19 protein-coding genes are annotated in these 25392 nt (G+C 50.2%); 18 read left to right on the top strand and 1 reads right to left on the bottom strand.

The window, feature by feature from the left end:
* Nucleotides 1–35: 35 nt before the first annotated feature.
* From LKD70_RS09530 to LKD70_RS09510, 5 genes are all read left to right on the top strand, one after another.
* Nucleotides 36–1058, top strand: a complete 1023-nt coding sequence (locus LKD70_RS09530) for a tripartite tricarboxylate transporter substrate binding protein (protein ID WP_227707801.1) — start codon at nt 36–38, stop codon at nt 1056–1058.
* A gap of 56 nt (nt 1059–1114) precedes the next feature.
* Nucleotides 1115–1561, top strand: a complete 447-nt coding sequence (locus LKD70_RS09525) for a tripartite tricarboxylate transporter TctB family protein (protein ID WP_227707800.1) — start codon at nt 1115–1117, stop codon at nt 1559–1561.
* 13 nt (nt 1562–1574) lie between these two features.
* Nucleotides 1575–3062, top strand: a complete 1488-nt coding sequence (locus LKD70_RS09520; protein ID WP_227707799.1) for a tripartite tricarboxylate transporter permease — start codon at nt 1575–1577, stop codon at nt 3060–3062.
* Nucleotides 3059–4273 (top strand): amidohydrolase family protein, encoded by a 1215-nt coding sequence (locus LKD70_RS09515; RefSeq protein WP_227707798.1) that lies wholly within the window; start codon nt 3059–3061, stop codon nt 4271–4273. Before LKD70_RS09520 ends, LKD70_RS09515 begins: the two co-directional genes overlap by 4 nt.
* Before the next feature lie 79 nt (nt 4274–4352).
* Nucleotides 4353–6902 (top strand): beta-L-arabinofuranosidase domain-containing protein, encoded by a 2550-nt coding sequence (locus LKD70_RS09510; protein ID WP_227707797.1) that lies wholly within the window; start codon nt 4353–4355, stop codon nt 6900–6902.
* A 58-nt stretch (nt 6903–6960) separates the two neighbouring features.
* Here the strand turns inward: LKD70_RS09510 and LKD70_RS09505 are convergent, their stop codons facing one another.
* The gene (locus tag LKD70_RS09505) at nt 6961–7614 is read right to left on the bottom strand and encodes a YesL family protein (protein ID WP_227707796.1); all 654 of its coding nucleotides are present in this window, start codon (nt 7612–7614) and stop codon (nt 6961–6963) included.
* Nucleotides 7615–7843: 229 nt separating this feature from the next.
* Between LKD70_RS09505 and LKD70_RS09500 the strand changes: the two genes are divergently transcribed.
* From LKD70_RS09500 to LKD70_RS09440, 13 genes are all read left to right on the top strand, one after another.
* Nucleotides 7844–8824 carry a glycoside hydrolase family 43 protein gene (locus LKD70_RS09500; protein WP_227707795.1) on the top strand — a complete coding sequence of 327 codons (981 nt, stop codon included), beginning with the start codon at nt 7844–7846 and terminating at the stop codon, nt 8822–8824.
* Nucleotides 8825–9030: 206 nt separating this feature from the next.
* On the top strand, nt 9031–10422 hold the full coding sequence (locus tag LKD70_RS09495) for an ABC transporter substrate-binding protein (protein ID WP_227707794.1): 1392 nt from the start codon (nt 9031–9033) through the stop codon (nt 10420–10422).
* Nucleotides 10423–10533: 111 nt separating this feature from the next.
* Nucleotides 10534–11460, top strand: coding sequence for a carbohydrate ABC transporter permease (locus tag LKD70_RS09490; RefSeq protein WP_227707793.1), 927 nt, complete (start codon nt 10534–10536; stop codon nt 11458–11460).
* An 11-nt stretch (nt 11461–11471) separates the two neighbouring features.
* A complete protein-coding gene (locus LKD70_RS09485; RefSeq protein WP_227707792.1) occupies nt 11472–12341 on the top strand; it encodes a carbohydrate ABC transporter permease in 870 nt (289 codons plus the stop codon).
* A 155-nt stretch (nt 12342–12496) separates the two neighbouring features.
* Nucleotides 12497–13888: an arabinan endo-1,5-alpha-L-arabinosidase gene (locus tag LKD70_RS09480; RefSeq protein WP_227707791.1), complete on the top strand. Its 1392-nt coding sequence runs from the start codon at nt 12497–12499 to the stop codon at nt 13886–13888.
* A 44-nt stretch (nt 13889–13932) separates the two neighbouring features.
* Nucleotides 13933–14853 (top strand): ArsR/SmtB family transcription factor, encoded by a 921-nt coding sequence (locus LKD70_RS09475; RefSeq protein ID WP_227707790.1) that lies wholly within the window; start codon nt 13933–13935, stop codon nt 14851–14853.
* A 146-nt stretch (nt 14854–14999) separates the two neighbouring features.
* Nucleotides 15000–16454, top strand: a complete 1455-nt coding sequence (locus tag LKD70_RS09470) for a glycoside hydrolase family 43 protein (protein ID WP_227707789.1) — start codon at nt 15000–15002, stop codon at nt 16452–16454.
* Nucleotides 16455–16550: 96 nt separating this feature from the next.
* A complete protein-coding gene (locus tag LKD70_RS09465) occupies nt 16551–18053 on the top strand; it encodes an alpha-N-arabinofuranosidase (protein WP_227707788.1) in 1503 nt (500 codons plus the stop codon).
* Between the two features lie 23 nt (nt 18054–18076).
* Nucleotides 18077–18337, top strand: a complete 261-nt coding sequence (locus LKD70_RS09460) for a DUF6171 family protein (protein WP_227707787.1) — start codon at nt 18077–18079, stop codon at nt 18335–18337.
* Between the two features lie 198 nt (nt 18338–18535).
* The gene (locus LKD70_RS09455) at nt 18536–20341 is read left to right on the top strand and encodes a cache domain-containing sensor histidine kinase (RefSeq protein WP_227707786.1); all 1806 of its coding nucleotides are present in this window, start codon (nt 18536–18538) and stop codon (nt 20339–20341) included.
* Nucleotides 20319–21815 (top strand): response regulator transcription factor, encoded by a 1497-nt coding sequence (locus LKD70_RS09450; protein WP_227707785.1) that lies wholly within the window; start codon nt 20319–20321, stop codon nt 21813–21815. Before LKD70_RS09455 ends, LKD70_RS09450 begins: the two co-directional genes overlap by 23 nt.
* A 188-nt stretch (nt 21816–22003) precedes the next feature.
* Complete coding sequence (locus tag LKD70_RS09445) at nt 22004–24016, top strand: alpha-amylase family protein (protein WP_227707784.1); 2013 nt, start codon at nt 22004–22006, stop codon at nt 24014–24016.
* A gap of 18 nt (nt 24017–24034) precedes the next feature.
* On the top strand, nt 24035–25384 hold the full coding sequence (locus tag LKD70_RS09440) for an extracellular solute-binding protein (RefSeq protein ID WP_227707783.1): 1350 nt from the start codon (nt 24035–24037) through the stop codon (nt 25382–25384).
* The last annotated feature ends 8 nt before the right edge of the window (nt 25385–25392 follow it).

Below are 25392 nucleotides of genomic sequence, written 5' to 3'. Positions count from 1 at the left end.
AAGTAACAAAAAACAAAAGGAACGGAGGAGTAGCAATGAAAAAGAGATTGGTAGGACTTATGATGGCGGCAGTGATGGGAAGCGCGATGGTGCTGGGAGGATGCTCGGGTTCTTCGGGGAGTTCCGGATCAGATTCACAGGACAGCGGGACTTCCGGAGAGGAAGAGGCTTCCGGATGGACGCTTGACCAGCCGGTAACGATCATCTGCCCGTACGGCGCAGGCGGCGGACAGGATATCGCGGCCAGACTGTTTGCGAAATACGCGGCAGAATACGCGGGTGTGAACTTTGTGGTCGACAACCAGACAGGAGGTTCGGGAACAATCGGAAATACTGCCATCTCCATGGCAGAGCCGGATGGCTATACGCTGGGCATGTTCTGTAATGTAAATCTGTACGACCAGTTCCTCGTGGACGGCGTGACATATACGGAGGATTCCTTTATCCAGGAAGCGATTTTCTCACAGGATCCGACCGTAATTGTGGCGAATGCGAGCCTCGGCGTGTCCACAATGGACGAGCTTGTAGCGCTGGCGGAGGAAAATCCGGGCGAAATCACATGGGGCGGACCGGAGTTTACAGCCCAGACATATCCGAGAATCTATGTTGAAAACGCGACAGGGGTTGAATTTGGAAAAATGATCTTTGACGGCGGAAATGAGTCTCTTGTAGCAGTAGCGGGCGGCAACTGTGACGTGACAAGCCTTTTCGCGTCTGAGTTTGCGGCTATGTCAGATAATGAGGATCTTGTTGTCCTGGCCACAACCGGTGAAGAGCGTCTGGATTCCATGTCAGACGTACCGACGATGATCGAGCAGGGCGTAGACGCTACCTTTACACAGTGGAGAAGCATTGTGCTTCCGGCAGGCGCTTCTGATGAAGTGATCGCTTATTATGATGACCTCTGCGCGCAGGTGCTTGCAGATGAGGACTTCCAGAAAGAGATGGCAGACAGCGGATTTAACTTTGTAAACTACTCAGGACATGAAGACTGCACAGAATTTATGGAAGCAGATTTTGAAGCAAGCAAGGATACTATTATCGCAGCAGCCGGCTAATAAAAATCACTGCCGGTCTGAGGGGGCGGAAGCATTTAAATGAGAGGTGAAATCATATGAAACTGAAAAAATGGGACCTGCTTGTTTGTATTGGATTTGCGCTTGTCCTGATGATCTTCGTATCGGATCTCGGGAACACAAACGAGGCAGCCCGTACATATCCGATGGTTATGATCATCGCCAGCTTTGTCTGCATTGCGTTTCTCATTATACAGTGGATCAGAAAGAGAAAGACGATCCTTGAAGAAGACGCGGGCGGGATGGAGAAAAAAAGGGTGCTGTATATTGTTGTCTACTGTGTGGCGGTACTGCTTTATATCCTGCTGATTGACAAGCTGGGCTATGTGGTGTCTACGGTGCTCTTTGGAATTTATTCCCTGATTTATCTCGGGAACCGGAATAAACTGGCTATTATTGTTATTCCACTGGCGGCGGCTGTGGTGCTGTATCTGATGTTTTCGAATATCCTGTTTGTACAGCTCCCGTCAGGAATACTGATATAAAGGAGGGGATCGTGTGAATGAGATTTTAATTGGGCTGACTACTGTGCTTCAGCCGTTTAACCTGGTCCTTTGCGTCGTGGGGACCATGGTGGGAATTGTGTTCGGAGCCCTGCCGGGATTCTCGGCAACTATGGCCGTTGCGGTGTTTATCCCGTTCTCCTATGTGCTGGAGCCGTCGGGAGCGCTGCTTCTTCTCTCGGGACTGTACTGCGGCGCGGTCTACGGGGGCTCTATCCCGGCGATCCTGCTGGGAATCCCGGGAACGCCGGCGTCTGCGCCGACGGCTATGGAAGGCCGTGCCATGGTGAGAAAAGGAGAGAGCGGCCGTGCTCTGGCGGTTTGTACTACTGCTTCATCTTTTGGTGGAGTTGCCAGCTCTCTGGCACTGCTTTTCCTGGCCCCGGTGCTGACCGTGATCGCCCTGAGAGTAGGGCCGCCGGAGCAGATGATGATCGCCATCTTCGGATTGAGCGTGGTGTGTCTTCTCGTGGAAGGAAACGCGGCAAAAGGGCTTTTGGTCGGATTCTTCGCCCTGCTTCTGGCGACGATCGGCCAGGATCCGCAGGTCGGATACCAGAGATTTACTTTTGGCAACCTGAACCTGTATGCGGGCGTTTCCCTTGTGCCGATCCTGATCGGCCTGTTCTCCTTCCCGGAGGTTTTGGGGATGCTGGAGTCGGACGGCCAGGGCTACAATGAAGTCAATAAAGCCGGGAAGCTGATCGTGGATTTTAAAGATTACTGGAACAACAAGTTCTGTCTGGTCCGCTCGACGATTATCGGTATTATTATCGGCATTATCCCGGCGGCGGGGCCGGATATCGCGGCATTCCTCTCCTACAACCAGGCAAAGAAAGCGTCCAAGCATCCGGAAGAGTTCGGCAAAGGTACAGTTGAGGGTATTATCGGTTCCGAGGCCGCGAACAACGGCGTTACCGGCGGATCTCTGATCCCGCTTCTGTCTCTGGGTATTCCGGGAAGCGCGCCGGCTGCGCTGTTCTTAAGCGCAATGTACATACACGGACTGCAGCCGGGCTCCCAGCTGTTTACAACGAACGCGGATACGGCATATTCGCTGATGGTAGGATTTGTGATTATCAACATAGTGATGTTTTTCCTGGGGCTGCTCTTCTGTAAGGTCGCGAATTTTATTCTTGTGATTCCGAAGAGCGTGCTTGCGACACTGATCGTTATTCTTGCGACGGTAGGCGCCTACGCGACGAACAAGAGCATGTTCGATGTGATTCAGTTCTATATCGCAGGAGTTGTAGGGTACATTATGGTGAAGAACGACTACCCGCTGTCGCCTGTGGCGCTGGCTCTGCTGCTTGGAAGCATGCTGGAGACATCCATCAGCCAGACAATAGTTATGTACCCGAACAATATTCTTGAGATGTTTACAAGGCCATACACAATTGTGTTTACACTGCTTGTAGTCGTATCCCTGTTGTGGCCGGTTGTGAGAAAACAGATCAGTAAGAAGGGGGCAAAGACAATATGAAATATCTGCTGAGCGCGGACCGGGTGCTGGCCGGTTCCAGGCTTGATGAGATCAGAAACGGGGCGGTTGTGACAGAGGATGAGAAGATTCTCTTTGCCGGGGATCTGGAGATCGCCCGGGAACAGTATCATGACGCGAAGGAGATGCGTTTCCCCGGAAAGACGCTGATGCCCGGACTCTTTGAGTGCCACGGCCATCTGGCGATGGATGCCAGAGTAGAAGGCCACCTTGCCATGATGGAGCTCGGCGCCTGCGAACATACGGTGATGGCGATTAAGAACTTAAAAGACGATCTGATGGCCGGAATCACAACAGAGAGGTGCCTCGGTGACCGCCATTACATCGATGTGACACTGAAAGAGCAGGTAAAAGAGGGCAAAGTGGAAGGTCCGGACCTGCTTGTGTGCGGAATCGGCATGAGAGGCGTTCACGGACACGGGTTTGTGGGTGTGCCTCACTCCGGTGTGGAGGAGTTCCGCAGAACTGCCAGAGAAAACATGCACCGCGGTGTGGATGTGCTGAAAATCTTTGTGACACCGGGAGCGCCGGCGCCCACACCGGAATCCTTTATCCCCTGCTTCCTCTCTTATGATGAGATCAGCACGGTTGTGGAGGAGGCGCACCGGATGGGAATCCGGACTGCGGCTCACTGCATCGGCGGACTCGGACTGGACTACTGCGTAAAGGCAGGGGTGGATGTAATCGAGCATGTGTACAGCATCACGCCGGAGCAGGTGAAGATGGTGGAAGAAGAGCATAAAGGCTGGATCGACATGACGTCGGGAATTGTGCTGGACGCAGAGCGCGAGCCGTATCTTCCGGATTCGCAGGTTCAGAAGATGCGAAGCGCGAGAGAATATTCCCGCCAGTGCTTAAATCTTGTTTACCAGAGCGGGAAGATCCCTTATACCATCGGAACCGATGCGAACCACGCGCTGCTCTGGAGAGAGCTGGTCTACGCAGTTGAAGGCGGATCACCGGCGCTGGATGCGCTGAAAGCGGTTACTGTGACTGCGGCTCAGATGTGCGGCGTGGAGAAACAGAAAGGACAGCTCACTGCCGGATGGAATGCGGATGTAATCGCCGTGGAAGGCAATCCGCTGGATGACGTGACAGTGTTAAAGGATGTGTCCTTTGTGATGAAGGCCGGAAAGATCTGCAGAAACGACAGCGGTCAGGCGGCCGGACCGAGAAGCACAATTATTGATTAATCTAAAATACTTTTGAAATATTGAAAATTCCTTCTGTATCAGTTATAGTTGATGTGACTTTTACAGGAGGAATTTTTTTATGGGTGGTTTGGAATTAAGACAGCTGTCTTACGGACAAGTGACCGTGAGGGAGCCGTTTCTTATGAAAAGTATGAAACTTGAGAGGGAATATCTGCTCTCTCTGGATGCGGACAGGCTCCTCGCGGGATTTCGGGAGACGGCGGGGAGAAAGGCGGCTGCGATGCGCTATCCCGGCTGGGAGAGCACGGAGATCCAGGGTCACACGATGGGACATTACCTGACGGCGCTCTCGCAGCTGTGGGCGTACGGACGTGATCCGGAGGTCTTAAGCCGGGTTAAAAAAATCGTAAATGAACTGGCATTATGCCAGAGGGAGGACGGATATCTGTGTGCGTTCCCGGAGTCGCTGTTTGACAGAGTGGAGAGAAAAGAGCCGGCCTGGGTGCCCTGGTATACAATGCACAAGATCATTTCCGGTGTGACGGCTGCTTACTGTCTCTGCGGGATTCAGAAAGCGTATGATGTGATGCGGCCGCTGGCAGACTGGGTGGCGGGGCGTGCGCTCTCCTGGAGCGCGGAAGTCCGTGATACGGTTCTGGCTGTTGAGTACGGCGGCATGAACGACTGCATGTACGAAGTATACAGACTTACCGGAGATCCCCGCCATGCACAGGCAGCGCACCAGTTTGACGAGATGCCGCTTTTTGAGGCGATGGAAGAAGGAAGAGATATTCTGGACGGACTTCATGCGAACACGACGATTCCAAAGATACTCGGAGGACTGAAGCGGTATGAAGTGACCGGAGGAAAAGAGCCGTTTTATCTTAAGATGGCGCAGCGGTTCTGGGATATGGTGACAGAGCACCACACATATATCACAGGCGGAAACAGTGAGTGGGAGCATTTCGGAAAGCCGGATATCCTGGACGGGGAGCGGACAGCCTGCAACTGCGAAACGTGCAACACCTACAATATGCTGAAGCTTACTTCTCTTCTCTTCCGGCTCACCGGAGAGAAAAAGTATGCAGACTATGACGAGCGCGCGTACCTCAACGCCATCCTTTCCTCCCAGAATCACGAAACCGGCATGACAACTTATTTTCAGCCCATGGCAGCAGGATATTTCAAAGTGTATTCGCGTCCATATGACAATTTCTGGTGCTGTACGGGAACCGGCATGGAAAACTTTACAAAACAGTGTGAGGGGATCTGCTATGCCGGGGAAGATACGCTGTATATCAACCGTTTCCTCTCCGCGGATATCGAGTGGAAAGAAAAAGGCATCCGGCTTGAAATGCGCTCGGATCTTCTGAGTGAACAGTCGGTGTCTATCCGCGTGACCGAGAGAAATGGCAGCCTGGAAGCAGAGAAAACAGAAAGCGGGAAGGCAGAAAGCGGGAAGCAGGAAGAATCAAACGCAGAAGCCGGGGGGCCAGGAATAGCGGCGGCAGACAGCAGAAAGCCTTGGAAACTGGCGGTAAGGGTGCCTGCATGGACTGCGGGAGAGCCTGAGATAAAAATCAGCGGGAATACTTCTGCCATGGCAACTGTGCGGGAACAGGGCGGATATCTTCTGATCGAGGGGCTTGAGAGTGCGGAGGATGAGGTTGAACTTTCGTTTCCGATGCGCGTGAGCGCCCATACGCTCCCGGACAATCCGCACGCTGCGGCGTTCACTTACGGCCCTTACGTGCTGAGCGCAGATCTGGGGACGGAGGATATGGAAGAGACGACGACAGGTGTGGATGTGACGGTTCCGGCGGGGAAAACGGGGATCAAAGACTGTCTTCTGTACGATTGCACAGACTTCTGCGGCATCGGAAAGATAAAAGATGCCGCTGAGGAAGACCTGGCAGCTGCTGCATCCTGCATGGCAGAAAAGATGAAACGGCGTCCCAAAGCGAAGCGCGCTGAAAAAGCAGACAGCCAGCCGGCAGAGCAGGGGCTTCACGAAATGGAGTTTACGCTTACGGACGCGTCGGGAGAGGAGCTTGTGTTTGCGCCGCATTTCCTGAAAAACCGGGTGCGGTACGGCATTTACTTCTATCTCTTTGAAAAGGGAAGCTGGGCATACGGAGAGTACCGGACGGAAAAAGCGCGGAAAGAGTATATCATGAGTCACCGGGCGGAGGTGATCCCCCTCGGAAACGACCAGTACGAACTGGCGCATGGAATCAGGGGAAATGCCACGGAGGCGGTAAACGAATCCGGAAAGAGGGGGCGCAGCGCAAAGCCGGGAGGATGGTTCTCGTATGAGATGCAGATACCGGAGAAAGCCTGTGTTCTTCACATGACTCCCGGGGAAGGCGCATCCTTTGAGGTGACAGCGGACGGGGAACTCTTAAGCCTCATCAGGCTGGGAGAGATGCAGAAATCGGAAGATCCGGAAGGCGCGGAAAGCATGAAAAGCAAGGGAGATCCGGAAAGCGCGGAAAGCATGAAAAGCAAGGGAGATCCGGAAGGCGCGGAAAGCGTGCAAAGTCCGGAGATGGAAATTGCGGTCCCTGCAAAATACGCGGGACAGAGAGTGAGAATCGAATTTCGAAATACAGATCCGGAGAAAGATATGCAGCTCTTTAACGAGCTGAGCCTTTCTGTGAAGGAATAAAGCAACAGGGCAGCGGTCCGCTGCCCTATTATTATGAACTATGATTATGAACGATGAACTACTCAAAGTGTTCTCCGGAAGCTTCCAGGTCGTTCTCCAGCTCGTCGGGCACATATTTCCGGAAAATATATACGAAAATATTGGAAGTCAGGTAGCCGATCAGCCCCGCTCCGCAGCAGAGAAGAAGCCCTGCCAGAGGCGGGAAGGTGAACAGAAGAAGGAAAATCGTCACATAGATTGCGATGAGAAGCAGGGAACACGGAAAATGCCGGATTGACATAATCAGTGCGTTTTTGATATTCTCAAACACAGGGTTTTCAAACTTCGCCTGCACGGGGAAGATGTAAACCGCAAGAAGCAGCAGCGGAATGAGAAACACGGAGCAGCTTGCAAGCATAACGCTTCCCATCGTGCCGCCGACCGCCATGCCGATGCGCAGATCGCAGAAAAACACGGCTGCCGTTACAAGCAGGATGAGCCAGATGATGGTGGACTGGCGGAAATTCTCACGGAACGACTTGCGGAAGTTCCGCGTTACATAGCCTTCGCCGGTGCGGATACGCTTCATGCAGCTGTAGTAGAGCGCTGTGGTGGACGCGCCGATCGTGACGATCGGGAGGCTGTGTATCAGCCACAGGAAATGCAGCGTTACAATGTCGGCGACAAAATATAAGAAACGTGAAAACATACTGTCATAGGAAAACAGGTTCATATCAGACTCCTCTCTGGCGGATTATTCTGTACTGACGTTACAATACATTATAACTGCTTCGGGCGGAAAAACCAGATGTAATTATAGACAAAAATATTTAGATAAAACTGTAATATTTTAATAAAAACTAAAATAACTCTTGCCTTGAGGCCGGTCATAGTGTAGACTTGGGGTCAGCACAGCGCCATGTGCGTATGGCCAGCACATGTGCCGGATAAGGAGGAGAAAGATGAATAACAGCAATTATCGAAAGACATCCTGGAATGAACCGTTTATCGCGCAGCGGGCGGATCCGTATGTCTATCGCCACACGGACGGGACGTACTATTTTACGGCGTCGGTCCCGGATTATGACAGAATCGTTCTGCGGAGCGCAGAGACGGTGGAAGGGCTCAGAGACGCGGAGGAAGTCACGCTCTGGCACAAACATGAGAGCGGAGAGCAGAGCATCCATATATGGGCTCCGGAGATTCACTGTCTGGACGGAAACTGGTATATCTACTATGCGGCCGGGGACAAAGACAATGTGTGGGAGATCAGGCCGTATGTGCTTCGCTGCACGGGAACTGACCCGATGAAAGACACATGGGAAGAGATGGGAATGATGCGCGCGGCGGACGGAGACGAGTTTTCTTTCCATGCATTTTCGCTTGATGCCACCGTGTTTGAGCACAAAGGCGGGCATTATTATATATGGGCGGAGAAAACGGGAGTCGGCAGGCAGGTGTCAAACCTTTACATTGCCCGTATGGAAAGCCCGAATAAACTTGCGACAGCGCAGGTGCTTCTCACGACGCCCGACTATGACTGGGAGAGAGTGGACTTCTGGGTTGATGAGGGGCCGGCAGTGTTAAAGCACGACGGAAAGATCTTCATGACTTTTTCGGCGAGCGCAACCGGCGCGTGCTACTGCATGGGTATGATGTATATCGATGAGGATAAAGATGTGCTTGATCCCCACGCGTGGACAAAGATGAGATATCCGGTGCTTAAGACGGATGAGGAGAAGGGAATCTACGGACCGGGACACAACTCTTTTGTGAAAGCGGAAGACGGTGTGACTGATCTGTGCGTGTATCACGCCAGGCCATATGACGAGATCGTGGGAGATCCGCTCTATGATCCGAACAGACATGCCATGGTGATGAAGGTATGCTATGACGAGAATGGATTCCCGGTATTTTCCTATGACAACAAATTTATTAAATAAAGTATTTTAGATAAAACTAAAAGAAGTTAAAATATATTGTGATATATGCACAAAAATAATGCGAGAAAATTGTGAATAACATTGAAAATAGATGTTATATTTAGAAAAAAATAAAATATATTGATTAATCTAAACGATGATGCTATTATGTACCCACAACATCCAATGTGTCGATAAAGGCATGAAGAAAAAAGGAGGAAAAATTTATGAAACTGAAAAAACTCATTTCAGTCGGCGTTGTTGCGGCTACACTGGCGACCACTGTTCTTACAGGGTGCGGAAGTTCTGATTCCAGTGAGGCGGAAGACGGAAGAAAGAACCTGTCGGTGTTTATCTTTGCGAACGACCACGAGTCCGCGGTGTACAAGGATATGATCGCGAAGTTCCAGGAAGACCACAAGGATACGATCGCGAATATTGATATCCAGATCACAACACAGGAAGAGTATTCCAAGACTCTGACCGGTATGATGACAGCGGGAGACCTTCCGGATGTGTTCTATGTAGGACCGGAGTCGGTAGAGCAGTTTGTTGAGAACGGCTACATCGCAAACCTTCAGCCGATCCTGGATGAGAAGGGAATCTCCACAGACGGGCTTGTTGCCCAGGAGGCGCTGGACAGCTACCGTTATGACGGCGAGAAGGCAGGTTCAGGAGACCTTTACGCTCTGCCGAAAGATGCTTCCGTGTTTGCATATGCTTACAACAAAGACATGTTTGATGAAGCCGGAATCCCGTATCCGGATCCGGAGAACCCGTATACATATGAAGAGTTCGTTGAAGTGTGCAAGCAGTTCACAAAAGATACGGACGGTGACGGCGAGATCGACCAGTGGGGATGCGGTATGGCGAATGCCTTCATGCTTCAGCCGTTTGTATGGTCCAACGGAGCTACATATCTGACAGACGATTACAAGACCGTGAATATCGACACACCTGAGTTTAAAGAAGCGCTTCAGAAATATGTAGATCTTACACTTGAGTACGAAGTAACACCGACGGTTGAGCAGGATGCTTCCCTTGGTGTATATCAGAGATGGCTGGCCGGACAGGAAGCGTTCTATGCATGCGGTACATGGGATGTGGCAGCGTTCATGGACAAAGAGACATTCCCGTTTGAGTGGGATCTGTGTGCATATCCGACACTGTCAAGCGGAAAATCCATGACATGGCTCGGAACAGTAGGCTTCTGCGTATCTGCAAACAGCAAGAACCAGGAAGAGGCAACAGAGCTGATCTCCTACCTGTGTACAAATGAAGAGGGACAGAAAGAGCTCTCCGGAATCACAGGCGGACAGTCCATTCAGCTTCCGAACATCAAGTCTCTTGCAGAGGGCGAGTTCGTAACAGCAATCAGCGACGGAACACTTGCATTCCCGTCAAATGTAGATGTGTTCTTCAACTATCTGAACGGAACAGATAAGTATGAAGGAAGATTCCAGGAGACAACATACACTCCGAACGCAGAGTGGCACGATATCTTCCTGGAGGGACTTGACAATGTCAAGAACGGCTCTATGACAGTGGATGAATACATTGCGGAAGTACAGCCGAAGATGCAGGAATCTCTTGACGAGGCGTGGGAAAGCGTAGAGTAAGTTGTAACTGAGAGCCGGCGGAAAAGCCGGCTCTCTTGAAGAGAGGCGGGGAGAGAAGTCCGGTCATGGCTTTCCGGAATTTCTTCCTTTCTCTGTCAGGAGGTATAGGGTATGAGCGAGACAAAAGTGAAACCAGTAAAGAAAAAGATGAATAAAGCCCAATTTAAGGAGCACTGCTGGGGACTGGCATTCGTGTCGCCCCCGTTCATCGGATTTCTGATCTTTATGGCCTTCCCTATCGTGTTTGCGTTCGTTGCCAGTCTGACCAAGTGGAACGGCATGAACGACATGATGGCCAATTTCGTGGGAGCGGAAAACTATATCAAACTTCTCGGCGATGAGAAATTCTGGAAAGTGCTTTTCAACACAGTGATTTACATGATCGGTATTCCGATCGGAATGATCCTTGCGCTTATCATCGCGGTGGGAATGAACAGGAAGATCCGGGGAATCAAAGTTCTCCGTACATTATATTATGTACCGGTTGTGTCATCCCTTGTCGCGGTTGCAATTCTGTGGATGTGGGTGTTCAACTATGATTACGGTCTGCTGAACAGCATTATCAAGGCGCTGACAGGCGCGCATGGCCCGAACTGGCTGGGAGATGAATTCTGGGTAAAAGTGTCCCTGATTATCTTCATGGTCTGGAAAGGTCTCGGAGGATCGATCATCCTCTATCTGTCAGGACTGCAGAGTATCCCGAGAGACTACTATGAGGCGGCGAAGATCGACGGCGCCAGCGGATTCAACCTGTTCAGGCATATTACGATACCGCTTGTTTCTCCGGTTACATTCTACCTGCTTATCACAGGTCTGATCGGCGGATTCCAGGTGTTTGTGGAAGTCCTTGTCATGGTTCCGAACGGAGGTCTGAATTACAGTGCGGCGACAGTTGTCTTCTATCTGTATGACAAAGCGTTTGGCAACAACCAGATGGGTTATGGTTCAGCGATGGCATTTATCCTTGCGATCTTTATCTTTATCGTGACTGCGATAAACTTCAAGGTACAGGATAAATGGGTGAAAACGATCGAGTAGGAGGTGGAAATATGGCTAATCTTGACGAAAAGAGTTCAGAGGTTAAAACGAAAAAGGCCAAAATAGTGGATGGAGTCATCTTTACACTCCTTCTGATCGGCGCGATTATAATGGTATTTCCCCTGATCTACATGTTTTTGAGTTCATTCATGACAAAAAACCAGATACTGTCGGCAAACTTCAGCATTATCCCGGATCCGTGGAAATTCGGAAAATACGCGGAAGTACTTCAGAAGCCGGAGTTTTTAAGAGGTCTTAGGAATACATTGACCGTGGCCTTCCCGGTGCTGATCGTGGGCGGATTTACTTCTTCCCTTGCGGCATTCTCCTTCAGCAAGCTGAAGTTTAAGGGAAAGAACGGCATCTTCCTGGGGCTGCTGGCTACGATGATGATTCCTTTCGCGGTCGTAATGATCCCGCAGTACGTGATGTTCACGAAGATGGGCTGGACGAACAGTCTTCTGCCGCTGATCATCCCGGGACTGTTCGGAAACGTCAGTATTATCTTCTTCCTGAGACAGAATCTGACGAGTGTTCCGGACTCCATCGTGGAGGCTGCGAAGATCGACGGATGCAGCTATTTCAAGATGTACCGCAGCATATTCCTTCCCCTTATGAAGGGAGCGCTGATGACTCAGCTGGTACTGTGGTTTATGGGAATCTGGAATGATTATCTTGCACCGACGATTTTTATTCAGGATGAAGAGTGGTTCACCCTGCAGGTCGTAATCCGGTCCTTTAACGCATATTACGCCGTTAACAGTGATTACCCGCTTATCATGGCGGCGTCGGTGCTTGCAATCCTGCCGACCCTGCTCCTGTTCTTTTTCTTCCAGAGATACATTATTGAATCTATGGCTGTTTCCGGAGTCAAGGGCTAACGGCGCACGGGGCTGCTGTTCAGACTGACTGACAGCAGCCCCTTTTTGTACAGGCGACGAGCCAAAGTCCGAGACCTTGGCGACCGCTTACAATCCCGGAATGTGCCTTTTGGCACTTCCGGTGATTGTCTGGAGAAAAGGAGGATGAAAATGAAATGGAGAGGACACTTCGGCTGAACGACACAGACGTAAGCGAAAATCCGGCTGTGTGGTCCCATGATCCGTCCATGATGTGGGACCCGGAAAGCCGCAGGTACTATTCTTACAGTACCGATGTGTACCGTCCGGAGTCAGGGCTCTGTGAAAAGAGAGGTATTCCGGTCCGGAGTTCGGACGATCTGGTACATTTTAAATATGAAGGAACTGTGCTCTCGCAGAAGGCTGCGGAAGAAGGCGCAGACAATGGAGATTACCCGGAGACGGAAGGATTCTGGGCACCGTTCGCGGAGTATGTACATGGAGAATACAGGCTGTACTATTCCGCAACAAAGGCATTCGGAAGCTCGGAGTCGAGGATCTGGCTTGCCGTGGCGGACGGCCCGCTGGGACCTTTCGAGAACAGGGGCGTCGTGGTCGATACATGGGGCACGGACGATACGTATCCGAACGGGATTGACCCGCACATTGTGCGGGACGGAGGAAAATGTTTCCTTGTTTACGGTTCCTTTTTCGGAGGGATCTATATAAAAGAGCTGGATGAGAAGACCGGGCTTCCGGCGGATAAAGATCCCCGCAGCCTGGGAAAATGTATCTCCCGGAAACCGGATGACGCGACGTCGGACGGACCCGAAGGGGCGGCAGTGATCTATGTGCCGGAGACGGGGTACTTCTACCTGTTCCAGTCCTACGGGTGGCTGGGAGACGACTACGATATCCGGGTGGGGCGCAGCCGGCATGCCGAAGGCCCTTATACGGACGTGGACGGAGCGGACCTTCGAGGAGAGTCCATGGGACTCAAACTCGCGGGAAGCTACTGCTTCCGGGCAGAAAATCCCTGTGTAAAAACAGATGAAAACGCAGACGGAAACGCAGATAGAAATGCAGATGGAAATGCAGACAGAAACACGGACGAAAACGGCTGGGAGTGGGGAGGAATCAGAGGCCCCGGACACGGAGTGCCCTTTTATGATCCGGTGTCGAAGAGGTACTTTTTCGTCCATCATTTCCGCGACGGAGCTTCTGTGAACCGCGTCTATGACGAGGAAGAACAGCGCGCGAGCTATACGGTGCACTATATGATGGTGCGTCCTATGTTTTTTGTGGATGGATGGCCGGTATTCGGGCCGGAGCCTTACCAGGGGGAAAAGTTTGAGCCGCTTTCCCCGGAGGAGGCAAAAGGCACCGGAGAGGGACTGACATTCGCCGCGGCTGACAACCGCATGACGTTTTCCGGCGAGACGGAGATGGAAGACGCAGAAGGATGCACAGGAAACTGTGTCATATACAGATGCCCGGATTTTGAAAACGGAGGAACCGTGACGGTGGTTACGGGAATTGATAATTCGGGTCTTGCATATTGGAAAAAATTCATGTATAGTATTGTTTAGGTTAATCTAAAATAGTAAGGTTATCCGGAAAGTAGGAAGTAGCGATGTTGCACATTAAGAGTTTGGATGAAGGGCTTCCGGTCTTTAAAGCGCTGGGTTCTGAACTGAGAATCAATCTTGTGAAGCTGCTCCTGGAGAACCGCGAGATGAACATGAATGAGCTGGCCTCCGCTCTTGGGATTACGAACGGCGCACTTACCAGCCACGTTAAGAAGCTGGAGGAGAGCGGCATTATCCAGGTTTTGGCGGAGCGCGGCGGCCATGGCAATCAGAAACTCTGCAGGGTTGCGGTAGACAAGATCCTGTTTGAGGTAGAAGATGATGAGTTCGAGGATGAGAATAATATTTACAACACAGAGGTAAGCATCGGGCATTATTCGAATTACGAAGTATATCCAACATGCGGACTGGCGACAGACCGGGCGATTGTCGGAGAGGTGGACGACCCGAGATATTTTGCTCATCCGGACAGGATCAAGGCGCGGATTCTCTGGTTTACAAAAGGGTATATCGAATATCTTATTCCGAATCTGCTCCCGAGCGCGACGAAAATCGACCAGATTACGCTCTCGCTTGAGATCAGTTCGGAGGCGCCGGGCATAAACAACGACTGGCCGTCAGACATCTCGTTTTTTCTCAATGACGTGAAAATCGGGACATGGACGAGCCCGGGAGACTATGGCGATGTACAGGGGATTTTTACCCCGGACTGGTGGTTCCCGAACTGGAACCAGTACGGACTTCTGAAGATGATCGTCATCAACAGGAAGGGAACCTTTGTGGACGGACTGAAAATATCTGATGTAAATATCAGACAGTTCAATCTGGACTACAAGAGTACAATACGGTTTAAATTCCAGGTCGAGGAAGACGCGAAAAACGTCGGAGGACTGACGATCTTCGGCAGCGGTTTTGGAAACTATAATCAGGATATCAAAGTCCGGATTGCCTACAGTCCGATGTAAATGGCCGGAAGTGCCTGACGGCATATTCCGGAATTGCAGGCGGACTGCCAAAAGGCGGCCGGACAAACGGAAAAATGTGAATACGGCGGCTCAATACCTGCGGGAAACTGCGGGATTGAGCCGTCTTTTTGGTTTCGGAGGTAAAAGTGAAGAAATTATCGGTATGTGCGCTTTTGCTCCTGTCTCTGACGATGACGGCGTGCGCAAAACAGGAAAAATTAAAAGCCGGCGAACCGGTGGAAAAGGAGTTTTCCGAGGTGTCGGTGCACGACCCGTCTGTCGTAGAGGGAGAGGACGGAAGTTATTACATTTTCGGATCACATCTGGCAGTGGCAAAGTCAGATGATCTTATGAACTGGACATATGTAAACCAGGGAGTAAAGGATGACAATGAGATTATTCCGGATGTGTATTCTGTAATGAAAGACGCTTTTGAGTGGTCTCACAGCAATACGTTCTGGGCGCCCGATGTGGTGAAGTTAAACGATGGGAACTATCATCTCTATTACTGCAACTGCCAGGGTGACACGCCGGTCTCCTGTCTGGGAACCGCGGTTTCGGACAGTGTGGCAGGGCCCTATGAAAATGAAGGGCTCATGCTCAAATCCGGAATGGACGCCTCGGAAGAGGACGAGGACGGCAACCTGTATCAGGCGGCGACAGACCCGAATACGGTGGACCCCAACGTGTTTTATGACGCGGAAGGACGGCTGTGGATGATCTACGGCTCCTACTCGGGCGGTATTTTCATAAAGGAGATGGACCCGGAGACCGGGCTTGAACTGGAGAGCGGTTACGGGGAGAAGCTTCTGGGCGGAAATCACTTAAGGATCGAGGCGCCCTATGTTATCTATAATGAAGATACAGGGTACTATTATCTGTTCCTGTCTTTTGGCGGGCTTGACTCTGACGGAGGATACAATATCCGTGTGTGCCGGTCTGAAAATCCGAACGGCCCGTATGTGGATTCCATGGGACAGGAGATGACCGACTGCAAGGGACCGTCGGGCTCCACTTTCAGCGATGTGACGGCGGAACAGTACGGAACAAAGCTGATGGGCGGCTACCGGTTCGAGTGGAAAGAAGGCGAGGAGGGAGAAGAGCGGAACGGTTATCTCTCGCCGGGACATAACTCCTGTCTGTACGATGAGGAGTCGGGCAAATATTTTATTATTTATCACACCCGGTTTGAAAACAGCGGCGAGGAACATCAGGTGAGAGTGCATCAGATGTTCTTCAACGAGGACGGCTGGCCGGTGATCGCTCCGTACCGGTACGCGGAAGAGACAGCGGAGCCGTGTGAGGAAGACAGCCTGACAGGAACATACAAGCTGATCAACCATGGAAGAGATATCTCGGCCGAGGCGAAGGTGTCGGAAGAGATTGTGCTTAAGAAAAACGGAGAGATCAGCGGAGCGGCTGAAGGAACATGGAAGCTCACCGGGGATTACGGCGCGGAGATCACCATAGACGGAGACACTTACAAAGGTGTATTTCTGAAACAGTGGGATGAAGACGGAAAGAAATACGTGATGACATTTACCGCACTCTGCTCCGAGACCGGAGTCTCCATATGGGGAAGCGGCCTGAACGCGATATAACGGGCGGGCTTTCAATGTGACAAAAAATGTGACAAACAGGGGAATGCCCGCTGCATCGGCGGGCGGAAAAAAAGAAGCAGCAGGAGGCATACAGCAATGACAAAAATGGTAATCAACCCGAACAGAAAATTAAGCAGGATCAACAAGGAGATATACGGACACTTTTCCGAGCATCTCGGAAGATGTATCTATGAAGGAATCTACGTGGGAGAAAATTCACCCATCGAAAATGTAAACGGTATGCGTACCGACGTGGTGGAGGCGTTAAAGGCGATCCGCGTGCCGATTCTGCGCTGGCCCGGAGGATGCTTTGCGGACGAGTATCACTGGAAGGACGGAATCGGCCCGAAGGAAAACCGGAAGAAAATCGTCAACACGCACTGGGGCGGCGTTGTGGAGGACAACAGCTTCGGAACCCATGAGTTCTTTGAACTGTGCCGTCAGCTCGGATGCGAGACTTATATCAACGGAAACCTCGGAAGCGGCACAGTGCAGGAGATGCAGGAGTGGGTCGAGTACATGACGTTCGAAGGCGTTTCGCCCATGGCAGAGCTGAGGGAGAAAAACGGAAGCAAAGAGCCGTGGAAAGTGGATTTCTTCGGCGTGGGAAATGAGAACTGGGGCTGCGGCGGAAACATGAATCCGGATTTCTACGCAAATGAATACCGCAGATATCAGACATATGTGCGCGATTATAAGGCGGATCACCACATTCAGAAAATCTGCTGCGGAGCCAATGTAGATGACTACGAGTGGACAAAAGATGTTCTGGCTACATGCTACAGACATTCGCTTCCGGCACAGCACGGATTCATGGACGGTCTTTCCCTTCATTATTATGTGCATCCGGAAGGATGGGAGATCAAGGGAAGCGCTACGGACTTTGACGAAAAAGTATGGTACAAGACGCTGTACAAAGCGCTGTTTATGGATGAGCTTATCCGCCGCCACGGGGCAATCATGGATGAATATGATCCGGAGAAGAAGGTCGGCATGATCGTGGATGAGTGGGGAACATGGTTTACATGCGAGCCGGGAACAAATCCGGGATTCCTCTATCAGCAGAACACGATGAGGGATGCGCTCGTTGCCGGAATCACTCTGAATATCTTCAACAAACACAGCGACCGTGTGAAGATGGCGAACCTTGCGCAGATCGTAAACGTGCTGCAGGCCGTGATCCTGACAGAGGGCGACAAGATGATTAAGACGCCGACATATCACGTATTTGACATGTACAAATACCATCAGGATTCGGATCTGGTTGACAGCAGCATTGAGACAGAGACAATCGGTGTGGACGATGAGTGGAGAGTGCCGAACCTTACAGAATCTGTATCCGTTGACGCGGACGGCGTAATGCACATCACGGTGACAAACCTTTCCCTGGAGGAGAGCTACAGCGTGGACGCGCATATGGTGGACTGGAATGTGAATGAAGTGAAAGGCGAGATCGTGACAGATGAGATGCGTGCGATGAATACCTTTGAAGATCCGGAGCACGTTACGGTGAAAAAATATGACGGAGCTGAGGTGACGGAGAGCGGTGTGAAGTTCACCATTCCGCCGTGCAGCGTTCTTCATCTGGAACTGAGGTAAGAGACGAAGAGAGGTTGAAAAGAATGCCGGACACACAGAGAATATGCCGGAAATGCCTCCTGCGGGACATGCCGGAGGAGGCGTATTTCCAGAACATGTACACATATATTGCAAATCTTTCCGAGGATGACAGAGCCTCTGACGCAGAATATGAGCGAAGGCTGGTTCTGTGCAGGGAGTGTGATCAGCTCCTTAACGGAATGTGCCGGGTGTGCGGGTGCTTTGTGGAGATGCGCGCGGCGATTGCCGTGCGGCACTGCCCGGGTGTGGAAAAGAGATGGTAGAGCCGGCAGGAACTTTATAAAATGAAAATTTGCGGACGTGCTGTAAGAATCTGGCGCGTCCGTTTTCTTTTCCGGGTATTGCTTTACGGCGTCAGAGGGCTGCCTTGAAAAAGCACGGCAGCATGTACTATAATTAATAGCGTATAAGCTGTCCCGCTGTGTTTCAGGCACACAGGGAGCTAAAGGAGACGGTCTGCCATGAAAAAAATTTTGAAAGAATGCTATGGAAAGCTCTCGCTTGCGAAAAAGATTACGTTTCTGAATATCGGGATGATTGCTTTTGTCCTGGTTTCTTTTACTCTGATTCTGCAGGTATTTTTTGAAAAGGCGGTTTTGGACATAGTAACGGAATCTTATGTGCAGAGATTTGAAACTGTGTCTGATAATTGTGCGGATATTCTCCTTGACGCGGAAAGGATAACAAAGGTGCTTTTTACAGATGAGGATGTGGAAAACTGGTTCCAGAACGGCAGGGAGACTGGAATAGCACAGAGGCTTCAGCAGAGGATGAAGGTAGAAAGCCGCCTTGACTATCTGGAGGCCCTGTATCCGGAGAATCAGTTCAGCAGCATTTCTGTCTATACGACAGGCGGAGAAATGGTCAACACAAATTCTATCCGGTCCCGTGCGGCGGCTTATTTGAATCTGCTTGAGGAAATTCAAAAGATGCCCGAGAAACCTGCATGGCTGGATTTATATGAATATGAGGACGAGGAAGGCCCCGGAGACGGCATTGCCTATATGCGGCCGTACAGGGAATACTCATCGGGACAGGTGAAAGGATATATAGTGGTTGAATATAATTCCGAACTGCTTCAGAAGATTTTTACTCCTTTAAAATATCAGGCGGAAGGACAGTATCTGATTACGGATACGAGCGGGAACGTAAAGCTTGCGTCTGAAAATACGGAACAGACGGCGCAGAATATTGCTGACAGAGATTTTTTTCAGTGGGTGCTCCAAAAGAATAACGATGAAGGAAAGTCGTTCCAGATCGGAGGGGAACGGTGCCTGGTTACGGCAGCAGAGATTGGAACGCTGGACTGGATGATGATCGGCGTCACGCCGGTCAGTATGCTTCTGGAACCGGGAAAAATCATGACGGTTGTACTTTATGTGGTCGGGGTTTTTGCGGTGGCTGCTGCCGCGCTGCTCAGCTTTTTTGTCGCGCATACGGTGGCCAGGCCGCTTTCGGAACTGGCGGATACAATGAAGCGTTTCGGGAAAGGAGATCTCCATGTCAGTGTTCCGGTGCGCTCCGGTGATGAAACCGGCGTGCTGGCGGATGCATTCAACAAAATGACAGTGCAGATTGAGACGCTCGTACAGCAGGTTTACCGGGAGCAGCGAGATAAACGCAAATACGAGTTCGCTGTTCTCCAGGCACAGATTAACCCCCATTTTCTTTATAATACGCTCAGCAGCGTCAGCGCGCTGATCAAGATGAACCGGCCGGATGACGCGTTCCAGATGATCCACGCTATCGGGCAGTTCTACCGGACAGCATTAAGCAGCGGGAAAAATCTGATCTCGCTTCGGACGGAAGTGGAAAATATAGAGAGTTATATTCAGATACAGAAGATGCGGTACAGGGACAAAATTATTTTTCAGATTGAGTTTGACGAAGCAATTATGGATGTCCCGATTGTAAAGCTGACACTTCAGCCGATTGTCGAGAATGCGATCTATCATGGTGTAAAGAATGTCCCTCATCAGGGAAAAATTTCTGTTTGCGGAGCGGGAAACGGGGCGGACGTGGTAATTCGAATCTCAGACAACGGAGCCGGGATGAGTGCGGAGCGGGCAGAAGAAATTTTGTCCGAAGAAGAAAAATCCAGGGAAAAATCATTCGGGCTGTACAGTATACGCCAGAGGCTCCGACTCTATTTCGGAGAGGAGGCTGGCATTTCAATCCAAAGTAAACCCGGGGAGGGAACGGAAGTGATTGTAAAAATACCGGGACAGGGAAAGGCGGGACACAATGAGATCAGTACTGATCGTTGATGATGAATATCTGCAGAGAGAACTGGTAAAAAGCACGGTTTCATGGGAACAGCTTAATTTGTACATAGCGGGAGAAGCGGAGGATGGGCAGGAGGCCCTGGAAAAAGTACAGTCCATAAGGCCGGACATCATTATTATGGACATTAATATTCCGTTCTTAAACGGAATTGAGGTTTCCAGAGCGGTAAAGGAAATGGATCCGGATATACAGATCATTATTTTGACCGCATACGGCGAGTTTGATTATGCCAGAGAAGCGCTCAGATTCGGAGCGGTAAATTTCCTTCTGAAGCCGCTGGATCCAAAGGAGCTGGAAAAAGAACTCCTGAATGCCTGTGCCAGAATCGATGATATTCGAAAGCAGTTTTTCATAGAGAGTTTTGCGGGCATTGCAGAGCGGACGGCAGAAATGCACTGGGAAAAATACGGGTACAGAGACGATGAAAACATCTGCCTGTTCTTTGTGCGTTTCGCTGACCAGCAGGCAGTGGAAACATATGCTCAGGATATCGCGGATCTGATCGAAGAACAATTTGAAAAAACAGAGATGATCGACATGCAGACGGACAGACTCTTCCTTACCGCAGGACGGGAAGGGGCGGAGGAGTTCCGTTTTAAAGTTCAGGCAGCGTGTGCGTGTATTGAGGAGGAGATCGGCGGGAGCGGAAGCTTTTTCGGAAGCACCAGCAATATCCACAAAGGCATTCTGCAGCTTCATGAAGCATATAAGGAGGCATATGAGGGGCTTGCTGACGGCAGAAGGCTCGGGAAAATCTGTCCTTATGAATCAGGGAGCGTGACAGAGTGTCTTGGAAGAATCCCCTACCGGGCGCATGACTTCAGGTTTCTTTTAAGAAGCAGAAAATATGAGGAGGCGCAAAAACAGGTTGAAGACTGCTTTGAAAGCTTTGCGTCGGAGAATATCCCGAGACAGGTAATCGCATATGTCACGACGGACATTCTCGTAAATTTTTTTATGTATCTTGTCGAAACGGGGGAAGATATTGTGGAAGAGAATGAGCGGGAAAAACAGATTCTGACTGAACTTGAGCATCTGACAGATATCCGGGAACTGAGGGAACAGGTGACCGGAATGATAAAGAGAAGTGTCAGCCAGATGGGGGAGCGGCTGGTTCCTTCCGGAAAGAAGAAAGTTGACGAAGCGAAAAAATATATTGATGAAAATTACTGGCAGAATAATCTGACACTGAATCTGATTGCCGAAAAGACGGAAGTAAACCCCAGCTATTTAAGCAGCATTTTCAAAAAGGAATATGGATATTCGTTAAGCAGATATCTGATTATGGTGAGGATGGAAAAGGCACGGCAGATGATGGAAGAAGACCCGAATATTACGGTTACTCAGGCTTCAGAGCTTTCAGGTTATTCGGACGCCTATTATTTCAGCCGTTCCTTTAAACAGCAGTATGGAATGAGTCCGTCAGCATATCTGGAGAAACTGAAATGCAGATAGTTTCTGTACACTGACGCTGCTGTTGACAATTACGCAGAGAAAATGAACACCAGGCCGATGTATTCGACACATCAGGCCTGGTGTTTGCTTATCCAAAAAAATTCAGGGTCATCCAAAAAATCTTCATTCACAGAGCGGACGAAACTTTCTATAATGAACCCATCAAAACGAGCAGGGGGAAGAAAACAATGGATAAAAGTAAAATCCCGTTCCGGCAGATTCATCTTGATTTTCACACAAGCGAAAAAATTGAAGGTGTCTGCGCTGATTTTGATGCGGAAAAATTTGCCCGAACTCTTGAGGAAGCCCATGTAGATTCCATTACACTGTTTAGCTGCTGCCATCACGGAATGCTTTATTATGATTCGAAAAAATATCCGCAGATGGTTCATCCGCATCTTGTCCACAGAGATCTTTTGAGAGAGCAGGCAGAAGCGTGCCACAGACATAATATCCAGGTAAATCTCTATACGACAATCCGGTGGAATAAGCCTGCCGCAGACGCGCATCCGGAATGGGTGTGCATTGATGAGAACGGAGCGCTTCAGGACTATAAGGGAAAAGGATTTTTTGAGGCCGGATTTTACAAAAATCTGTGTGTAAATACGGGATACAGAGACTTTCTGAAAGATCAGTTCAGCGAAGTACTTTCCTCCATTCCCGCGGAAGGAGTATGGTATGACGCCGCGTTTGTGACAGAGTGCTGCTGCCCTGCATGTCAGAAGAAAATGAGGAAGCTTGGGATGAACCCGGCGGAAAAAGAAGACAGGAAAAAGTTTGCCCTCATGACGTACTATGACATGGTGGAAGATCTTACCGCTTTTGCAAAGTCCTTCAACCCGGATTTCCGTGTGTGCTATAACAAAGGGCATGTGGGTTATCTGGACAAGCCGGTTTTAAAGGATTATTCCTATTTTTCCTTTGAATCGCTGCCGGGAGCCGATTGGGGCTATCTGGATTTCCCGGTATCTGCCAAATATATGAGGAATTTCGGAAATGAATGTCTGGGTCTGACAAGCCGGTTTCACACGGAATGGGGAGACTTCCATGCGTACCGCAACAGGGCGGCGATGGAATACGAGGTCTTTTCCATGCTGGCTAACGGCTGTAAGTGTACAATAGGTGATCAGATGGATTACTGGGGCGAGCTGAACCCTTTTATGTACAGGCAGATCGGAGAGGTATATGCATCGGTAGAGGAGAAAGAACCCTGGTGTGAGGGTGCGGTGCCTGTCACGGAAATCGGCGTGTTTACCGCGGAGGAATTTTATGCGACGGGCAAAGCGGGGGAGATCCCCGGATCTTCGGAAGGCGCGGCCCGTATGCTGATGGAATTAAGCCAGCAGTTTGACTTTATTGACAGTGAATCCGATTTTGACAGATACACATTGCTCATCCTCCCGGATGTCATCCCGGTGGATGAATGCTTTGCGCGAAAACTCAGAAAATATATAGCGGGCGGCGGCAGAGTGATCTGTACATTTGAGTCCGGGCTGGATAGAGACAAAACCGGATTCATGGTGCCGGAACTGGAAGCGGTTTATCTGGGAACAGCGCCGTACAGTCCGGATTTTATCAGCCCACGGGAGCATCTTGCGGAAGGGCTGGCAAGTTCCGAACATGTCATGTATGACTGCGGAACATATGTGAAGGCCGGTGAAAAGGCAGTGTTTGTCCAGGATGCGGTCCGTCCGGTCTTTAACAGGACCTATGAGCATTTCTGTTCGCATCTGCACTCACCGTCTTCAAGGGAGGCGGCTTATCCGGCTGTTATAGAAACGGAGAATACGGCATATTTTATTCATCCGATTTTCAGGACGTATCAGACATCTGCTCCGCACTGGTACAAGATTTTGTTCAGGAATGAACTGAAGAGGCTTCTTCCGCTGCCGCTTGTGCAGCATGACGGGCCGTCAGGGGTGATAACAAACCTTCTGGAACAGAAAGAACAGAATCGTCTGATTCTTCACGTACTGTATTATATACCGGAGAAAAAATGCAGCAAACTGGAAATTGTAGAGGATATCGTGCCGATTTACAATTTGAAAGTGGCGCTGCGGTGTGAAGGAAAAGTAAAAAGTGTGAAATGTGTTCCATCACAGAATGAAATAGAGTTCAGAAGGGAGGGAAAAACGATCATATTCAATATTCCGAAGATAGAAGGACATCAGATGTGTGCGGTGGAACTGGATAATAACTAAGATGAAAGGGAGAAAAGTATGAAAAAAAGAATTATCAGCGTATTACTTGCAGGAGTTATGGTGTGTTCGATGGCAGGTTGTTCGGGCAGCAGCGGCAGCGGTTCAGACAGCGGAGAGAGCTCGGATTCGTCTGAGAGCAGCGGCAAAGTGAAAATCACATTTATGAGCCGCGACAGCGGAGATACGCCTATCGCAAAGGTGTATGAGGATCAGATCGCCAGATTTATGGAAGAGAATCCGGACATTGAAGTGCAGAATGATTCTATATATGAAGAAGCTGCGTACAACAATAAGCTGAAAGTCGCAATTTCCACAGGAGAGACGCCGAACATTTTCTACTATCCTGCGATCGCGGGCTTAAAAGAATGGGCGGAGAGCGGAGTGCTTCTTGACCTGACAGATGCTCTGGAGGCAGATCCGGAATGGAGGGACAGCTTCCTTGACGGAGCGCTCGATACTTACCGTTTGGATGATTATGGTGTGGAAGGTATTTATGCGCTTCCAAATGAGCTGAACGTGGATGCAATCTTCTATAATAAGGCACTGTTTGAACAGGCCGGAATCACTGAAACGCCCGAGACAATGGATGAGCTGTATGACGCGATAGACAAGCTGAATGCCGCGGGGATTACGCCTTTTGGAGTGGGAGGCAAAGATACCTGGGTAATGGGGCATATATTTAATAATATTCTTGCAAAGAGGATCGGCGGAGACGGCATCCGGGCTTTGGGTACCGGAGAAAAGTCATGGACAGACTCCGACGTGCTGGAATGCCTGCAGATTACCAAAGATCTGAAAGATGAGAAAAATGCTTTCATGGAAGGATTCGAGGGGATTGATGTGAACACGCAGATGAGTCAGTTCCTTTCCGGTGAAGTCGCAATGATCTCTCACAGCAGCCCGATTATTCCGGAGATGTTTGCGAGCGATTCACAGATTCTGGACGATATTTCCTTCTTCCCGTTCCCGTATTTTACAGACAAGGAAGAGTATAAGGATACACGCGTTGTATATACATCCGGCTGGATGCTGTCAGGAACAATGTCAGAAGAAGAGGAGGAAGCGACTCTGAAACTGGTGAAGTATATGACAACCCCGGAAGCGATTCAGGAACGTATGGATGCGGCAATGAGAGTTGCCCCGTATAAAAATATTACAGCTCCGGAAGACGCGCCGCAGATTTTCAAGGATATGGTTGCCTACACAGATACAATCACAGATTCTATTGGTGAATACTTTGATTATGATACATGCTCTACGCTTGTTGATGTCTCCAGAAACGGGATTCTGAATATGATGCTTGGAACGTCGGCGGAAGATACCGCGGCGGCAATACAGGCGGATATTGATGCCAACAGGCCGCAGTAGTCTGACAG

Source organism: Ruminococcus turbiniformis, assembly GCF_020687545.1.
GTDB lineage: Bacteria > Bacillota > Clostridia > Lachnospirales > Lachnospiraceae > Mediterraneibacter > Mediterraneibacter turbiniformis.
The sequence above is the reverse complement of the archived record's forward strand: the minus strand, read 5'-3'. Positions and strand labels throughout refer to the sequence as shown.

Excerpts from the sequence above, each read along its gene's own strand:
- LKD70_RS09530 (WP_227707801.1), top strand. The coding sequence starts at position 36 with ATGAAAAAGAGATTGGTAGGACTTATGATGGCGGCAGTGATGGGAAGC.
- LKD70_RS09525 (WP_227707800.1), top strand. The coding sequence starts at position 1,115 with ATGAAACTGAAAAAATGGGACCTGCTTGTTTGTATTGGATTTGCGCTT.
- LKD70_RS09515 (WP_227707798.1), top strand. The coding sequence starts at position 3,059 with ATGAAATATCTGCTGAGCGCGGACCGGGTGCTGGCCGGTTCCAGGCTT.
- LKD70_RS09510 (WP_227707797.1), top strand. The coding sequence starts at position 4,353 with ATGGGTGGTTTGGAATTAAGACAGCTGTCTTACGGACAAGTGACCGTG.
- LKD70_RS09505 (WP_227707796.1), bottom strand. The coding sequence starts at position 7,614 with ATGAACCTGTTTTCCTATGACAGTATGTTTTCACGTTTCTTATATTTT.
- LKD70_RS09500 (WP_227707795.1), top strand. The coding sequence starts at position 7,844 with ATGAATAACAGCAATTATCGAAAGACATCCTGGAATGAACCGTTTATC.
- LKD70_RS09495 (WP_227707794.1), top strand. The coding sequence starts at position 9,031 with ATGAAACTGAAAAAACTCATTTCAGTCGGCGTTGTTGCGGCTACACTG.
- LKD70_RS09490 (WP_227707793.1), top strand. The coding sequence starts at position 10,534 with ATGAGCGAGACAAAAGTGAAACCAGTAAAGAAAAAGATGAATAAAGCC.
- LKD70_RS09485 (WP_227707792.1), top strand. The coding sequence starts at position 11,472 with ATGGCTAATCTTGACGAAAAGAGTTCAGAGGTTAAAACGAAAAAGGCC.
- LKD70_RS09480 (WP_227707791.1), top strand. The coding sequence starts at position 12,497 with ATGGAGAGGACACTTCGGCTGAACGACACAGACGTAAGCGAAAATCCG.
- LKD70_RS09475 (WP_227707790.1), top strand. The coding sequence starts at position 13,933 with ATGTTGCACATTAAGAGTTTGGATGAAGGGCTTCCGGTCTTTAAAGCG.
- LKD70_RS09465 (WP_227707788.1), top strand. The coding sequence starts at position 16,551 with ATGACAAAAATGGTAATCAACCCGAACAGAAAATTAAGCAGGATCAAC.
- LKD70_RS09460 (WP_227707787.1), top strand. The coding sequence starts at position 18,077 with ATGCCGGACACACAGAGAATATGCCGGAAATGCCTCCTGCGGGACATG.
- LKD70_RS09455 (WP_227707786.1), top strand. The coding sequence starts at position 18,536 with ATGAAAAAAATTTTGAAAGAATGCTATGGAAAGCTCTCGCTTGCGAAA.
- LKD70_RS09450 (WP_227707785.1), top strand. The coding sequence starts at position 20,319 with ATGAGATCAGTACTGATCGTTGATGATGAATATCTGCAGAGAGAACTG.
- LKD70_RS09445 (WP_227707784.1), top strand. The coding sequence starts at position 22,004 with ATGGATAAAAGTAAAATCCCGTTCCGGCAGATTCATCTTGATTTTCAC.
- LKD70_RS09440 (WP_227707783.1), top strand. The coding sequence starts at position 24,035 with ATGAAAAAAAGAATTATCAGCGTATTACTTGCAGGAGTTATGGTGTGT.